The sequence below is a fragment of the Pleomorphochaeta caudata genome, from assembly GCF_055395745.1.
The window spans coordinates 1972500-1987767 of record NZ_AP042458.1; the positions used below are offsets into that span (position 1 = coordinate 1972500).

Below are 15268 nucleotides of genomic sequence, written 5' to 3' on the forward strand. Positions count from 1 at the left end.
TAGGGCTTAATGAAAAAAATAAAATTTCTATTTTTATCTTTGTTTGTACTTTTAGTTTCAATTAGTTGTACAACAACTGAATTTTTAAGTCCTGAAAATCAAGTTGTACCCCTTCAAAGCTTAGCAAAAGAAGGGGATACAATTTTATTAATTGATGCAACAAAGGAAGCGAAATTAGTTGAATCTCTTTTAGGTGAAGATATTGCTTCAAGAGCAAAAGAAATTACCATTCAAATTACTCCAAAGGATGATACTTATCCAATAAGTGATTTTGATTATAATGCTGTTGTTGAAGGTGATTTTCCTTTCTTTACTACCAATTTTGCTTTAAATCTCTCAAAAGATTTAACAAAAGTTTTAGAATCTACTAAATCATATTATACAAATGATTCTTATGAGATAGGAGTTATTCATTCAAATATGGTTGGTGTATCTAGTACTTCATTTTTAGATTTAGTGGATACTGTTGATACAAAAATTGAAAATACAACTAATGCTGTAGCTTCACAAATGTATGGAGCAAATTTTGCATTATATAGTATGAAACCAAAGACGTTATTTGATTTTGGTATTGGGTTGAACCAAGCAATGATTTCTCATTTTGATTCTATTTTATTGTTAATAAATCAAGAAGATGATGATCAAATGGTTCTTGATGCTACTTTTGAAGTAGACTCTGATAAGAATGCTAGTACCTTAGATCGAATGATTAAAACAGGGTATACTGCTAATTTAAAGAAAGCAGGTGAAAAATTAGATTTTAGTGCATTGAAATTGATGTTTACTATTGATTCTAACGTAGTTAATATTGTAGATATGCCACTAAATGATGAGCAAATAAATTTATTAAAAGATACAATAAATTCAAGTAATATAGGGTTATAAAAAATGGCAAAATATGATTTTTATTGCAAAAATTGTAATGCAACTTTTACTATCGAACAATCCATAAAAGATGATTTGCCAACTGATTGTCCGAAGTGTAAGGCAAAAAATTCTTTGAGACAAAATTATAGGGCAACTCCTATTTTATTTAAATCTAAAGGATTTTATTGTACTGATACAAAGAAAACAAATAGTTAGGGAGAAAATATGGACACTTATGAAGTTGCAGTTGAGAAGAGTAAAAAAATAGAAGCTGATATACATAACAATCCTAAAAAATATAGAGTTTTAACAGGAGATAGACCTACAGGAAGATTACATTTAGGTCATTATTTTGGAACTTTACAAAATAGAGTAAGATTAGCTAAATTAGGTGTACCAACTTGTATTGTAATTGCAGATTATCAAGTATTAACTGATCATGATTCTTATCAAGAGATTTCACAAAATACAAAGCAATTGGTAATTGATTATATTTCTTCAGGTATTGAACCAGGGAAAGATGTTATAATTTTTCCACATAGTTATGTTCCTGAATTAAATCAATTAATGTTACCTTTTTTGACATTGGTAAGTAATTCAGAATTAAGTAGAAATCCTACAGTAAAAGAAGAAATTCAAGCTGCAGGTTTAAAAAGTGTTAATGCTGGTATGTATACATATCCAATTCATCAAGCTTGTGATATTTTATTCTGTAAAGGTAATGTAGTTCCTGTTGGAAAAGATCAATTACCTCATTTAGAGATGACAAGAACTATTGCAAGAAGATTTAATGATCGTTTTGCAAAAAAACATCCTGTATTTCCTGAACCTCAAGCTCTATTAAGTAAAACTCCTTCAGTTGCAGGCTTAGATGGCTTTCAAAAGATGAGTAAAAGTAGAAATAATGCTATTTTCTTATCTTCAACTGCAGATGAAACTGCTAAATTAATTAAAAAAGCAAAAACAGATTCTGAGAGATTTATTACTTATGATCCAGTTAATCGTCAAGAAGTAGCAAATCTATTATCTTTGATTTCTTTATGTACTGAAGAAGATCCAAATGATATTGCACAAAGAATTGGCGATGGTGGAGCAGGTTTATTAAAGAAAACTTTGACAGAATCAATTAACGAATATTTACGACCAATTAGAGAAAAGAGAGCTCAATTAGAAGCTGATCCACAATATATTAGAGATGTATTGTTTGATGGTGTTGATAGAGCTAGAGAATTAGCTCAACAAACTCTTGAAGAAGTTAGACAATCAATGAATATGGTTATTTAATTTTAAATATTCAAATACTTATAAGCTTGGGGAGTATATTTCTTCCCAAGTTTTTTTATCTACTGAAAAGAGTAACATTGAATACTCAATATTTTCTTTATCAATCAAGCATAAAGCTTTTGCTGCTAAATTTAATGATATATTATTATTTAATAAATAGTTTGAGTTTTCTAATAAATTGCTTGTAATTAAAGTATTTGATATATCAAAGTTATCTATTAAATATTTTACAAAATCAACTCTTATATCACTCATTGTCGGAAATTGATTAATATATATATTATATGCTTCTACAGTTTTTATAAGATTATTATTTGCTTTTAGAATTTGTATTTTTAACTGATATGCTTTTTTATTATTTAAATCATTTGTTATTATGAGATTTAAATTATCTATAGCATCTTGGTTTTGACCTAATTTATATAATATTACTGCCTTATTGTATAAAGCTTTTGAATTTGTAGGTTCAATTTTTAAGATTTCATCATACTTATCAATTGCTTGGGTTTCTTGATTAGTATTTGCAAATGAATTTGCTTGATACAGGGTTTTATCTATATAGTTTTGGGTTAATGTAGAACAAGAGACAAATGAAAAGCATAATAAAACTATTAAATACATAATAGTTTTATGGACGATTTTTTGTCTCTTGTTATTCATATATTATTTTCCTAATACAGTTTGTTCGATTTCTCTTACTTGATCTCTGTATAAGTTAGTAATGTTTGCACCATAATCTGCAATAAGTTGAATCATATTTCTTGGTTGTTCACCATCTGGTCCATTAAGTCTGTCTCCAGCATCACCTAAACCAGGTAAAATATAAGCAGCTTCGTTTAATACAGGGTCCATCCATAAAGTATGTACTTCAACATCAGGAATAGCTCTACATATTCTTACAGCACCTTTAAATGCGCTTATAACGTTGATAAATTTAATTGACTTAGGTTTGATTCCTTCATCTTTTAAATATCTAACAATAGTAACTAAAGAACCACCAGTTGCATTCATTGGATCTGCAAAAATTAAATCTTTTCCATTTAATTCATCAAGATTAAAGAAACTCTTATCTAAGTCTAAAATATAATCCATATTACTTTCTTTTTTTGTTTCATCTCTTTTGATTTTAAAAAGAGCGAAAGGTGTAATAAATTCATTAGAACTATAATCTTGGATTTCTTTACTCATAATCATGGAAGGGAGCAAAGCTCCTCTTAACATAACACACATAACTGCATTTTCAACAGTTGGGTCAATATTTGGAATCTTATGAGCTGCAAAGTTTCTTACAGGATTTGTTACAGGTGTTTTTGTAATTAAAGATCTTTTATTAGGTAAGGCTGCATCACAATATACATGAGCGAACATCATTTCATAAGCTCTTTGAATATAATATAAGAATTCTTCGTGGCTTGTATCAGGATGTCTTAATTTTGCGATTAAGCGGGAAGCTTGACCATGTTGCTCTTTTGGTGTTTCAAATGAATATACATGAATATTTGGTTCATTAGAGCAAAACTCTTTTAAATAATCACCAATTTGAGAAGCAGAAGTTACTAAGTTTGCTTGAGCTTTAGCAAGTTCTGATTCATCCGTTGATTTATCAATAATGTCACAGTTTTCTAAAGAAGTTTTATACATTTCTCTTATTTGATCAATTGCTTTTTTATCTTCTTCAAGTAGAAAACCATCTAAGTCAGTTGCGTGTAAAACGATTTTGTTCATTAACTACTCCTGAAAATTCATCATAACTTATAGAGTTGATTTTTACAACCTAAAATAAATATAAATAGGTAATCTCGATTTATTTTTATTGATAAAATATTAACTAATACGCTTTATACTTTCTATTTATATTGCTACAAATCGTTTTTTTTAATAGATTAATAATAGAGAAAAAATTATGTGAAGGAGAAAAGAGTTTATTAAACTCTTAAGTGTATTATGAATTTAGTATTTTTAGGCCCTCCAGGAGCAGGTAAGGGAACAATTGCTGCTATCGCAAAAGATGATTTTAAGATTCCTCATATTTCTACAGGTGATTTATTTAGATACAATATCAAAAATGAAACTGAATTAGGAAAAGAAGTTAAGGCAATTTTAGCAAGCGGTGCATTAGTTCCAGATAGCGTTACTATTAAAATGGTTGAAGATCGTTTTACAAATGATGATACAAAAGATGGTTTTATTTTAGATGGTTTTCCAAGAACTATCGCTCAAGCAGATGCTTTAGCTGAAATGAAAAATATCGATGCTGTTGTTAATTTTGTTTTAGATAGAGAATCAATTATCAAAAGACTTTCAGGAAGAAGAATGTGTAAGAGTACTGGTAAAATTTATCATATTCTATATAATCCTCCTAAAGTTGAAGGAATTGATGATGAAACAGGGGAACCTTTAATTCAAAGAGAAGATGATAAAGAAGAAGCAATTCTAAACCGTCTTGATGTTTATCAAGCTCAAACAGAACCTTTAATTAATTATTATAGAGAAAAAGGTTTATTGATTGATATTGATGCAAGTAAAGAACCTTCTGTTGTATTTGAACAACTAAAAAAAGCTTTAAACTAATATAAAAATTAATAGCCAGTAATTATCTGGCTATTTTTTAATTTTTATGATGTATATCTTTAATTTTGTACATTTTAGAATCAGCACTTTCAATTAATTCTTTTGCATTTTGGTTTTTAATTCTATCTTCAATAGCCCAGCTCGTTGAAGCATAGTAGTTGTCTTTAATTAAGATTTTTTCTAGATTATCTAGAATGGGTTTTGAATAATCTAAAGCCATTTCTTTAGTATAGTTTATAAAAATAACTTGGAATTCATCTCCTCCAGTTCTAGCTGCAAATACATTATCAGAATTTAGTTTAATGAGTTCATCAGAAATCTTTTTAATTAAGATATCTCCTTCGTAATGACCAAAGTTATCGTTTATATATTTCATATTATCAATATCCATACATAAAAGGGCAACAGGCATTATATTATCTCTAGTAATTTCCATGATCTTGTTGTACATAAATCCATGAGAAAATAGGCCAGAAAAACTATCTTTTGAAGCAAGTAAATTTAATTGAGTTACAATTTGTGAAAGTTGAAGATTTTCATTTTCGGTTTTAACATAACTGTCTCCAATATCTTGAAAGAGTTCCAAAACATATGTTTTATCATCAAAGATAATTGGGAAAACTCTAGCTAAAAAAAGATTTCCATCAATTTGTTCTAATTTTTTCTTTGTGGAATTCGTTACTAAAGCATTGGTAGATACACAATAGTCACAGCTTTTATTATTACCCCAAATATCATAACAGTTGCAATTGTGAATTAATTTAAGTTTGCCGTTATCATTGTAAAAAATTTCTTTTGTTATGGGATTAACAATTCTATAGTAATCAAATTCTTTAAAATCATCTATATTGAGTTCTTTGAAATCTATGCTACCATTTTCATTAATTTTAGAGTTTATCTTTATTAAATTCTTCATATCAAGATTTTAACATTCAAAATCGAAATAAACAAGGAATATATAGAACAAATTAATTATATGATTATTATACAATAATCATATAATTATTAATTAAAAACTAACTCTTTTATAATAAGTATTTAATAGTTTTAATTTGTTTTCAACATTCGTTAAATTTTCGTTAGATTTTAATTGCCAAGACCAGTTAAAAGGACCACAAGTGGAAGGAATATTCATCCTAGATTTATCATCTTTTTCTAACAAGTCTTGCATTTGTGTTATTACTATATTAGCTTTACTCGAATATATTTCTTTTATAAAAGCCCAAACAAAATTATCTTTATCTGTACATAATAATTCAAGCATAAAGTTTTGTTTATCAATTTTTAGGCTATTAAACCAACCTCTAATGGTTTGGTTATCATGAGTTCCCGGATAAGCTATGAAATTTTCTTCATAATTTGTAGGTAAATCTATATTTGAGTAGTCAAAATTATTATTATCATCCCAGGAGAATCCAAATATACCAATTTTCATGCCAGGAAATTTATTGTTCATTCTTAGTATTTCAACTTCTTTTGTCATGAACCCTAAATCTTCAGCAATAATTGGTAATTCGCCTAGTTCCTCTCTTATAGCATCAAAGAGTTCTTGTCCAGGTCCTTTTACCCATTTACCATGCTTTGCAGTGGTATGAGAACTTGGAATTTCCCAATAAGCTTCAAATCCTCTAAAATGATCTATTCTAATGATATCATAAAGCTTTAACTGTTGCTTAATACGTGCAATCCACCATTTGTAATTATTTTTTTTATGAACTTCCCAATTATATACAGGGTTCCCCCAGCGTTGACCATCGCTTGTAAAACTATCAGGAGGACAACCTGAAACATCAGTATAATTATTATTGTCATCAGTTTTAAATAAATGAATATTAGACCAAGAATCTACACTGTCTCCAGCAACAAAAATAGGCAAATCCCCAATTATTTGTATATCATTTTTATTGGCATATTTTTTTAGAGCAAACCATTGTTTAAAGAATAAGTATTGTAAAACTTTATATTGTAAGATTTCAGTTTTAAAGTCTTTTCTTACTTTTTCTAAAGCTTTTTCTTCTCTTTTTGCAATAGCCTGATCCCAAATGCTATACCATCTTGCGTCATAGTAGTGATCTACTAATGCCATAAAGATGGCATAGTCATCTAGGAAAAATGCATTTTCACTAATGAACTTTTCAAATTCATCTGTTTCTTTTTGCATTTTAATAAAGTTATTTGCGGCCTTAAATAGTAGAGGTTTTTTCAAATTCTCTACTATATTAAAGTCAATATAACCTTCATTAATGTTAGTGAATACTTTTGTGTCTTCTGTATTTAAATACCCATCATCTATTAATGAATCTATACTAAGTAGATATTCATTCCCCGCGAAAGTACTTCGTGAAGAATATGGAGAGTTGCCATATCCAGTTGGACCTAAGGGCAATAATTGCCAAAAGCCAACTTTACTACGTTTTAAAAAGTCGATAAAAGCAAAAGCCTCATCTCCAAAATCTCCGACTCCATATTTACTAGGTAAAGAAGTTATATGTAAAAGAATTCCATTGTTTCTTTTATTTAAGCTCATTTTAATCCCCTAATTAATTTTTTTAAGTGAATCTCGTTTTATAAGTCTGTGGGGTAGGATTTTATGAATAGTTGCAATTTCATTTTTATCAATTAAATCGAATAAAGTTTTTGCAGCTATTTCTCCTTTTTCTATTGATGCTTGCATAATTGTAGTTAGGTTAGGGGTTACTATTGTGGATGTTTTAATATTATCAAATCCAACAACAGAAAAATCTTGAGGAATTTTATAAGAATTTTGTTTTAAATAAGTAATACAGCCTATTGCTATAACATCACTCATACAAACGATACAAGTAGCATCTTTATTGGTTTTAACAATTTGTTTTGCTACATTCATACCAGCTTCTATGAAACACTCTTCATCATAAATATTAATATTAGGGTCAGATAAGGAAATACCATATTCATTTAAGGCTTTTTCAAAGCCTGAAAGTCTGATTTGTGTGGTACTTTCAAATCTCATACTTTTTTCATATTCACTTTCTTTAAGAGCTACTATTGCAATATTTCTATGACCATTTTCCAAAACTTCTTTCATTAAATCATAAGATGCAGCTTTGTTATCAATGTTTATTGATGGTGTATCTTCTCCAGGATGTCCATCAATGGTAACAAATGGTATGAACATTCTTTTTAAAGATTCAACAATGTCCATTTCAACATTAATACCCATTGTAATTAAGCCATCTACAGAAACTTTATAAACAGCATCGTTCATATTATCGTTAAAAGGAGGAATTAAAGTTAAAGTGTAATCTCTTTCGGTACATATATCTCCAATTCCTTGAATAACTTGTGTAATATAAGGATTACTAAAAGTCCCTTCAAATTGTTGAGGCAAAAGAAAACCTATAGTTTGTTTTCTCTTTAAGCTAAAATTTCTTCCTGCTGGATTTGGAATATAATCTAACTCTTTAGCTTTTTGCATAATTAAGTCGTAGGTTTCTTTTCCAATCCTTTCTGGATTATTAAAAGCAAAAGAAATAGTAGTTTTTGATACATTGCATGCTTTTGCAAGATCAATAATTGTTGTTCTCTTTTGTCTCATTTTTTTCCCTCAATTTGATTTATAGATAAATTATAATGAATTTATTCTAACCTTTTACAGCTCCGGCTACAACACCACTTATAATGAATTTTTGACAAATCAAATAAAAGATTATTACTGGAATCATAGCTAAAACTAGCATTGCCATCATAGCACCCATATCTACAGAACCATAGCCACCTCTTAAATATTGAATAGCTACTGGTATCGTTTTATAATCATTACCAATTGTTAAATATGGTAATAGATAGTCATTCCAAACCCACATTGTATTTAATATTGCAACAGTAATTGCTGTTGGTTTTAACATAGGTAATACAATTTGGAAAAATGTAGAAACAGGTGTTGCTCCATCTATCATAGCAGCTTCTTCTAATGCAATAGGGACACTTTTTATAAATCCCGAGAAGAGGAAAGTTGCTAATCCACATCCAAATCCAACATATAATATTATAATTCCAATTGGATTGTCTAAATGTAATATGTTTGCAGTTTTACTCATTGTAAACATTACCATTTGGAAAGGAACAATCATGCTAAACATTAATAGAGAGAATGTTATTGAAGTAAACTTTGATTTAACTCTTGTTAAATACCAAGCTAACATACTAGTTACTACTGATATAGCAATTACAGAAAAAACTGTAATAAATAGGGAATATCCAAAGGCTTTAAAAAAGTGGATTTTGTTAATCCCTGTATCATAGTTCATCCAACCAGCATACATCTCTGTCTTAAAAGGTAGGGCGAAAGGTCTATCATTTATAAAAAATTTTAATTTAAAAGAATTGTATAATACAACAAAGATTGGAGCTAAAAAGACTATAGTTAAAGCAATTAATATTATAGATATAATAATCGTAGTAGATTTTTTTCTTCCGATTGTGCTCATGCCTCAACCTCCTTCTTTCTAGTAAAATGTAATTGTGTTAGAGCAAGTATTGCTACAATGATTGTAAATACAACAGCTTTTGCTTGTCCAACACCTTCAAATCCGACTCTACCATAGAAAGTATTGAAAATATTTAAAGCAAGCATTTCTGTGGTTTTTCCAGGTCCACCATTTGTCAAAGCTAAGTTTTGGTCAAATAGTTTAAACCCATTTGTAAGAGTTAAGAATGAACAGATAGTAATTGATGGCATAATTGAAGGGATTGTTACATGGAAGAGGGTATCTCTTCTGTTAGCTCCATCAATTTCTGCAGCTTCAATTAATTCTTTTGGTATATTAATTAATCCAGCGATATAGATAATCATCATATATCCAACATTTTGCCAATTCATTAATATTACTAATCCCCAAAATCCATATTTTGGATCAGTAACTAAAGTAACTTGGTATTTTAATAAAAATCCATTTAAAATGATCTGCCATATCCAACCTAGAACGATTCCGCCAATAAGGTTTGGCATAAAGAATATAGTTCTATAAACATTTGTTCCTGGTACATTTCTAGTTAAAAGTATAGCAAGTGAGAATGCAATTATATTAATTGAAACAACACTTACGATGGTGAATTTTACAGTAAACCATAAGGCATTAGTAAATTCTCCATTAAGAAACACATATTTGTAATTTTCAAGGCCTATCCAAGTAGCATTAGTAACGTCAGTAAATTTGCAAAATGATAATATTAATCCCATTATCATAGGGATAAAAAAGGCTATAGCGAAACAAATTAAGCCAGGGAGCGCAAATAGTGCGAAATATTTTTTTAATGCTTTCTGCATACCTAATCCTTCTCTTTTTAATATATAAGCTGTCATAAAGACAGCTTATATTATATTTTCTTTAGTTGTTATGAGCAAGTTTATATTCTGATGCCCAATTGTTTTGGTAATCTTTAACTACTGTAGCCCAAGTCATTTGACCTTGTGCATATTGTAGTAAATCAGCACCAAAGTTGTTTTTGAATTCTTGTGAAGGAATTGCTGCGAAAGCCCAAGGAACGCTAGATACGCCATCTTTGTTCATCCATTTGATTACATCTTTAGCTAGAGGATCTGAAGGCATTTCAGCTTCTGTGAATGTGTTAAATGGAGTAATGAAACCTAGTTTTTCTTGTACTAATTTTTTACCTGTATCAGATGCAAATAACCAATATAGGAATTCATCAGCGTTAGCTTTTGCTGCATCAGATAAGTTATTATTAATACATAGATAGTTTTCTGTACCAACACATAAACCTTGAGATTCTTCACCATCTAAGCCCATGTATAATGGAATAAATTTAATATCATCAGGAGAAACTTTATTACCAGTTACACCTAAAATTTGACCAGCACCCCAGTTACCATTTTGTACCATAGCACATTGACCTAAAGCAAATTCAGCCATTGAATCATCTACACTCTTTGAACCAATTAATGTTGGTGCAATTGTTGAATTGTTTAAATATAGATCGAATAAAGCTTTGAAGTTTTGGTTGTATTTGAAATCTGATGTGCTTGCAGCTAAACCAGCTTCAACAATACTGTTATAACCAGACATTTCTTTGAATTCTGCCCATAGTGGAACATCAACTAAGTGAGTTTGCCATCTCCAATCGTTACCAGCACTCATGGATGTTGATGCAAATACACCTTTAATTCCTAAAGCATCTTTATTAGCTTGCATATCTTCTACAACAGCTTTTAATGTTGCAAAGTTGTTAATTTCTTCCATACTAGATACATTAACTTTCTTAGAAGCTAAGTCAAAGTATTTTTGCATAATTGCAGCATTATAAATAATACCATAACCTTCAACAGCATAAGGAATAGCAGCAGGTTGTCCATCAATTTGTAGTGCCATGGATTTGTCACCTAAAATTGAATAGAATTTAGTGTCAGTTAAAGGCATTGCATTGTCTTTATCAGCAGCTAAACCAATAGGTCCGTTTGTTTGGAAAACAGCAGGTGGATTACTTTTTGCCATTTCACTCTTTAGTGTTGAGGCATATTGTCCTGATGCAGCTGTAACAACTTTTAATTTAATACCAGTTTCTTTTTCAAAAGCAGGTGCTACTTCTTCAGTATAAATATCTGCTACTTCTGGTTTAAAGTTTAAGAAATAAACTTCATCAGTTGCTTTTGATTCTGATGTACCGTTTGCGAATAATGATGCGCCAAGTACTAATAGAGTAGTTAGTAAGACTAAACTTTTCTTCATTTGATTTTCTCCTTTTTCAAAAAATCATTAAATATTTTCAAAAATAATTCTTGAAATTTAAGTTTACTACGCTATACTAAACCGGTTTTGTAAACCGGTCAACTAAAATGTTAATAATTTTATAAAAGTTTTAGTTTGCCACTATTTTGCTATATTTATATTAAATTATGTTAAGTAGAAAACCGGTTTACAAGTAAAAATTAATTAAATTTAACTGTTTTCTTAGAAAAATGTTGATATTTTTTAATAAAGCCAGTGTAATAAAGAGGAAAAAGAAAATTTAAGGGAGAATTATGTTAGATATAAACAATTATTTTGATTTTAATATTAGTGGAAATTTTGTTTCCCCTTTATATCCTAAAAAAGGTGAAAAAATAAAAATTAATATTATTGGATTAAGTGATTTAAATTTTGTTAGATTGAATTATAAGAAGAATGGAAGTTGGGATTCTTTAATTTTAAGTATAGAAAAAAACTTAAATAATGAATTAGCTTTATATAGTGGAAATTTCATTATTGAAGAAGATACTTTATTGAATTTTACCTTTGAAAGGAATCTTGTATTTTATAATTACAGTAAAAGAGGGGTTAGTGTATTTCAACCTTGTGATAATGATAGTTTTGAAATAAAAGTAGATATCGAAGCACCACTTTGGCCTAGTAATTCAGTCTGTTACCAAATTTTTCCAGATAGATTTAGAAATGGTAATCCAGAAATTGGAGTTAAGGATAATCAGTATGAATTTGATGGTGCTTTAACTATCGAGAGAAACTTTGATCAACCTCCATTGGAATTTGAAAAAGGTAGATGTGTAGATTTTTATAATGGTGATTTGAAAGGAGTAGAAGATTCATTAAATTATTTAAAGAGTTTAGGAGTAAATTGTATATATTTGAATCCTATTGGGGTTTCTAAAACAACTCATAGATATGATTGCTGTGATTTTTTTCATGTTGATCCGAATCTTGGTGGAAATGAAGCTTTAATTTCTTTAATTGAAGCGGCACATAAAAAATCAATAAAAGTTATTGTAGATATTTCAATAAATCATACTGGTATTGAGCACCCTTGGTTTAAAACTGCATTAAATGATAAAAACTCTAAGGAAGCAGCTTATTATTATATTGATGAAAATAATAATATTACTTTCTGGCAAGGTGTAAAAACACTTCCACAACTAAATTATAATAATCAAGAGTTAAGAGATTTAATGTATAGAGATGAAAACTCTGTTATTAAAAAATTCTTAAAAGCTCCTTTTAATCAAGATGGTTGGAGATTTGATGTTGCCGATGAGGTTGGTAGAAAGGATGAGGATCAATTTAATGATGAAATTTGGAAAGAAGTTAGAAAGAGTATAAAAGCGGTTAGTCCTAATGATTATATTTTGGGAGAAAGTTGGATTGATAGTTCAGCTCATCTTCAAGGAGATCAATGGGATGCAACAATGAATTATATTGGTTGTAGTAGACCCATTAGAAGATGGATGGGAGAAGAAGATAGATTTACTTGTAACAACTGGGGACATTCTCCTAGAAAAGTAAATGAATATAGTGAAATGGATTTAACTAAAGCAATAGATGCTCAATTAGATTCAATTCCTGCACAAATGGCACAATTTCAAATGAACTTGATTGACTCCCATGATACGCCAAGACTTCATAATAATACTGAAGTGTTTGATTGGAATAATTATAAAGGTGCAATTATCCTTATGTATACCCTTCCTGGTATGCCAAGTGTTTATTATGGTGATGAAATTGGAATCGCTGGTTCAATGGGTTCTGTGGAAATGAGCAGATATCCAATGCAATGGGATAAGGATAAATGGAATAAAGATTTTTATAATTTATATAAAACTTTAGGAGCTTTTAGATCTGATTATAATGATGTTTTATATTTAAGTTCTTATAAACTTTTAAATCTAGATGATAATCTTTTTGTTTTAGCTAGATATAATTCACAAAAGGTAATATTTAGTATTTTAAATAAAAATGATAAAGAAATGGAACTTGATTTAGATATTCCATATTTAACTTTGGACAAAGTAGAAAAATCCGTATTTGATACAAAAGTTGTTGATAAAAAAGTTTATTTAAATCCAAAAGAAAATGCTTTAATTATTTTTACCAGAAAATAATATAAACAAAATATTATAATAATTGCAACTTTATTATACATTTGAGTTATTTGTAAAAAAAATGAATATTTTTTTTAGGAATAAGTTAGTGTTAAGTTGCAATTATTTTATTTTTAGGTCATTATAGGTTGTCAAAAAGCAGGAGTTATTATTATGGCATTCTTTTTTGATGAACCTTCTAGAACCTTTTCAGAATATTTATTGGTTCCAGGATTTTCAAGCGATAAATGCATCGTAAACAATGTAAAGTTAAACACACCTTTAGTGAAATATACTAAGGGTTCACAAAGTAAATTTAATTTGAATATTCCGTTAGTCAGTGCGGTTATGCAAAGTGTTAGTGGAGAAAAAATGGGAATTGCACTTGCTCGTGAAGGCGGGTGTTCTTTTATTTTTGGTTCTCAATCAATCGAAAATCAAACAGAAATGGTAAAAAAAGTTAAAGCTTTTAAAGCTGGGTTTGTTCCATCAGATTCAAATTTAAGTGAAAATGATACTTTGCAAGATATCCTTGATTTAAAAGAGAGGACTGGCCATTCAACTGTTGCAATTACAGAAGACGGTAGTCAAAATGGTAAATTATTAGGTGTCGTTACTTCTAGAGATTATAGAATATCTAGAATGAGCTTAGATACTAAGATAAAAGATTTTATGACCCCTTATAATAAATTAGTTTATGCAAAAGAAGGTGTTACTTTATCAAAAGCTAATGATATTCTTTGGGATAATAAATTAAATGCTTTACCGATTATAGATGAAGAACAAAGATTAAAATATTTTGTTTTTAGAAAAGACTATGATACACATAAAGACAATCCTAATGAATTATTAGATGCTAATAAAAGTTATATTGTTGGTGCTGGTATTAACACAAGAGACTATGCTGAAAGAGTTCCAGCATTAATTGAAGCAGGTTGTGATGTTTTATGTATTGATAGTTCTGAAGGCTTTACCCAATGGCAGAAAAACACATTAAGTTTTATTAGAGAAAAATATGGTGATGATGTAAAAGTCGGAGCTGGTAATATTGTTGATAAAGAAGGTTTTAGGTTCTTAGCAGAAGCTGGTGCTGACTTTATTAAAGTAGGTATCGGTGGTGGTTCTATTTGTATTACTAGAGAAACTAAAGGTATTGGTAGAGGACAAGCTACTGCATTGATTGAAGTAGCAAGAGCTAGAGATGAATATTTTCAAGAAACAGGTGTTTATATTCCAATTTGTTCTGATGGTGGTATCGTTCATGATTATCATATGACTTTAGCCTTAGCAATGGGCGCAGACTTTTTGATGCTAGGTAGATACTTTGCTAGATTTGATGAAAGCCCAACTCAATTAATTAATGTTAATGGTGCATATATGAAAGAATATTGGGGTGAGGGTAGTGCAAGAGCAAGAAACTGGCAACGATATGATTTAGGTGGTGAGAAAAAACTATCATTTGTTGAAGGAGTTGATTCATATGTTCCATATGCAGGAAGTCTTCATTCAAATGTTCAAAAATCTCTTCATAAAGTTAAAAGTACTATGTGTAACTGTGGTGCTTTGACTCTAGAAGAATTAAGAGAAAATGCAAAATTAACAGTAGTTTCTTCAACCTCAATTGTTGAAGGTGGTGCTCATGATGTTGTACTAAAGGAAAGAGGAAATAAAAATTAATTAAATTTTATATATATATTT

The 15268-nt window shown here is 29.1% G+C and carries 14 protein-coding genes; 6 read left to right on the plus strand and 8 right to left on the minus strand.

Annotated features, from left to right (window positions below; all coding sequences use genetic code 11):
• Window positions 1–9 precede the first annotated feature (9 nt).
• From ACZ5RS_RS09210 to trpS, 3 genes are read left to right on the plus strand one after another with little or no spacing between them, the layout of a single operon-like run.
• Window positions 10–885 carry a hypothetical protein gene (locus ACZ5RS_RS09210; protein WP_464634682.1) on the plus strand — a complete coding sequence of 292 codons (876 nt, stop codon included), beginning with the start codon at window positions 10–12 and terminating at the stop codon, window positions 883–885.
• A 3-nt stretch (window positions 886–888) separates the two neighbouring features.
• Window positions 889–1083, plus strand: a complete 195-nt coding sequence (locus ACZ5RS_RS09215) for an FmdB family zinc ribbon protein (RefSeq protein ID WP_464634684.1) — start codon at window positions 889–891, stop codon at window positions 1081–1083.
• Window positions 1084–1092: 9 nt separating this feature from the next.
• Window positions 1093–2151 (plus strand): tryptophan--tRNA ligase, encoded by a 1059-nt coding sequence (trpS, locus tag ACZ5RS_RS09220; protein ID WP_464634686.1) that lies wholly within the window; start codon window positions 1093–1095, stop codon window positions 2149–2151.
• 18 nt (window positions 2152–2169) lie between these two features.
• Here the strand turns inward: trpS and ACZ5RS_RS09225 are convergent, their stop codons facing one another.
• Window positions 2170–2811 carry a tetratricopeptide repeat protein gene (locus ACZ5RS_RS09225; RefSeq protein ID WP_464634688.1) on the minus strand — a complete coding sequence of 214 codons (642 nt, stop codon included), beginning with the start codon at window positions 2809–2811 and terminating at the stop codon, window positions 2170–2172.
• A 3-nt stretch (window positions 2812–2814) separates the two neighbouring features.
• Window positions 2815–3876: a uracil phosphoribosyltransferase gene (locus ACZ5RS_RS09230; RefSeq protein WP_464634690.1), complete on the minus strand. Its 1062-nt coding sequence runs from the start codon at window positions 3874–3876 to the stop codon at window positions 2815–2817.
• A 219-nt stretch (window positions 3877–4095) separates the two neighbouring features.
• On the opposite strand from ACZ5RS_RS09230, the gene ACZ5RS_RS09235 reads away from it, so the two are divergent.
• Window positions 4096–4722 carry an adenylate kinase gene (locus ACZ5RS_RS09235; protein WP_464634692.1) on the plus strand — a complete coding sequence of 209 codons (627 nt, stop codon included), beginning with the start codon at window positions 4096–4098 and terminating at the stop codon, window positions 4720–4722.
• 37 nt (window positions 4723–4759) lie between these two features.
• On the opposite strand, the gene ACZ5RS_RS09240 is transcribed toward ACZ5RS_RS09235, so the two are convergent.
• The 6 genes from ACZ5RS_RS09240 to ACZ5RS_RS09265 all read right to left on the minus strand — a co-directional run bounded on the left by ACZ5RS_RS09240 (window position 4760) and on the right by ACZ5RS_RS09265 (window position 11450).
• The gene (locus tag ACZ5RS_RS09240; protein ID WP_464634694.1) at window positions 4760–5638 is read right to left on the minus strand and encodes a GGDEF domain-containing protein; all 879 of its coding nucleotides are present in this window, start codon (window positions 5636–5638) and stop codon (window positions 4760–4762) included.
• A gap of 93 nt (window positions 5639–5731) precedes the next feature.
• Complete coding sequence (malQ, locus tag ACZ5RS_RS09245; RefSeq protein ID WP_464634696.1) at window positions 5732–7249, minus strand: 4-alpha-glucanotransferase; 1518 nt, start codon at window positions 7247–7249, stop codon at window positions 5732–5734.
• Window positions 7250–7258: 9 nt separating this feature from the next.
• Complete coding sequence (locus ACZ5RS_RS09250; protein WP_464634698.1) at window positions 7259–8299, minus strand: LacI family DNA-binding transcriptional regulator; 1041 nt, start codon at window positions 8297–8299, stop codon at window positions 7259–7261.
• A gap of 46 nt (window positions 8300–8345) precedes the next feature.
• Entirely contained in the window at window positions 8346–9191 is an 846-nt protein-coding gene (locus ACZ5RS_RS09255) for a carbohydrate ABC transporter permease (RefSeq protein WP_464634700.1), read from the minus strand.
• Window positions 9188–10030, minus strand: coding sequence for a carbohydrate ABC transporter permease (locus tag ACZ5RS_RS09260; protein WP_464634701.1), 843 nt, complete (start codon window positions 10028–10030; stop codon window positions 9188–9190). The genes ACZ5RS_RS09255 and ACZ5RS_RS09260 overlap by 4 nt, the downstream gene beginning before the upstream one ends.
• 61 nt (window positions 10031–10091) lie before the next feature.
• Entirely contained in the window at window positions 10092–11450 is a 1359-nt protein-coding gene (locus ACZ5RS_RS09265; protein ID WP_464634702.1) for an ABC transporter substrate-binding protein, read from the minus strand.
• A gap of 293 nt (window positions 11451–11743) precedes the next feature.
• On the opposite strand from ACZ5RS_RS09265, the gene ACZ5RS_RS09270 reads away from it, so the two are divergent.
• Together ACZ5RS_RS09270 and ACZ5RS_RS09275 are read left to right on the plus strand one after the other, a co-directional pair.
• Window positions 11744–13591 (plus strand): glycoside hydrolase family 13 protein, encoded by a 1848-nt coding sequence (locus ACZ5RS_RS09270; RefSeq protein WP_464634704.1) that lies wholly within the window; start codon window positions 11744–11746, stop codon window positions 13589–13591.
• Window positions 13592–13744: 153 nt separating this feature from the next.
• A complete protein-coding gene (locus ACZ5RS_RS09275) occupies window positions 13745–15247 on the plus strand; it encodes an IMP dehydrogenase (protein ID WP_464634706.1) in 1503 nt (500 codons plus the stop codon).
• The last annotated feature ends 21 nt before the right edge of the window (window positions 15248–15268 follow it).

Bases quoted from the DNA above. Each gene is read 5' to 3' on its own strand.
- ACZ5RS_RS09275 (WP_464634706.1), top strand. From the start codon at position 13,745: ATGGCATTCTTTTTTGATGAACCTTCTAGAACCTTTTCAGAATATTTA.
- ACZ5RS_RS09255 (WP_464634700.1), bottom strand. From the start codon at position 9,191: ATGAGCACAATCGGAAGAAAAAAATCTACTACGATTATTATATCTATA.
- ACZ5RS_RS09250 (WP_464634698.1), bottom strand. From the start codon at position 8,299: ATGAGACAAAAGAGAACAACAATTATTGATCTTGCAAAAGCATGCAAT.
- ACZ5RS_RS09240 (WP_464634694.1), bottom strand. From the start codon at position 5,638: ATGAAGAATTTAATAAAGATAAACTCTAAAATTAATGAAAATGGTAGC.
- ACZ5RS_RS09235 (WP_464634692.1), top strand. From the start codon at position 4,096: ATGAATTTAGTATTTTTAGGCCCTCCAGGAGCAGGTAAGGGAACAATT.
- ACZ5RS_RS09260 (WP_464634701.1), bottom strand. From the start codon at position 10,030: ATGCAGAAAGCATTAAAAAAATATTTCGCACTATTTGCGCTCCCTGGC.
- ACZ5RS_RS09230 (WP_464634690.1), bottom strand. From the start codon at position 3,876: ATGAACAAAATCGTTTTACACGCAACTGACTTAGATGGTTTTCTACTT.
- ACZ5RS_RS09215 (WP_464634684.1), top strand. From the start codon at position 889: ATGGCAAAATATGATTTTTATTGCAAAAATTGTAATGCAACTTTTACT.
- ACZ5RS_RS09210 (WP_464634682.1), top strand. From the start codon at position 10: ATGAAAAAAATAAAATTTCTATTTTTATCTTTGTTTGTACTTTTAGTT.
- trpS (WP_464634686.1), top strand. From the start codon at position 1,093: ATGGACACTTATGAAGTTGCAGTTGAGAAGAGTAAAAAAATAGAAGCT.
- ACZ5RS_RS09225 (WP_464634688.1), bottom strand. From the start codon at position 2,811: ATGAATAACAAGAGACAAAAAATCGTCCATAAAACTATTATGTATTTA.
- malQ (WP_464634696.1), bottom strand. From the start codon at position 7,249: ATGAGCTTAAATAAAAGAAACAATGGAATTCTTTTACATATAACTTCT.
- ACZ5RS_RS09265 (WP_464634702.1), bottom strand. From the start codon at position 11,450: ATGAAGAAAAGTTTAGTCTTACTAACTACTCTATTAGTACTTGGCGCA.
- ACZ5RS_RS09270 (WP_464634704.1), top strand. From the start codon at position 11,744: ATGTTAGATATAAACAATTATTTTGATTTTAATATTAGTGGAAATTTT.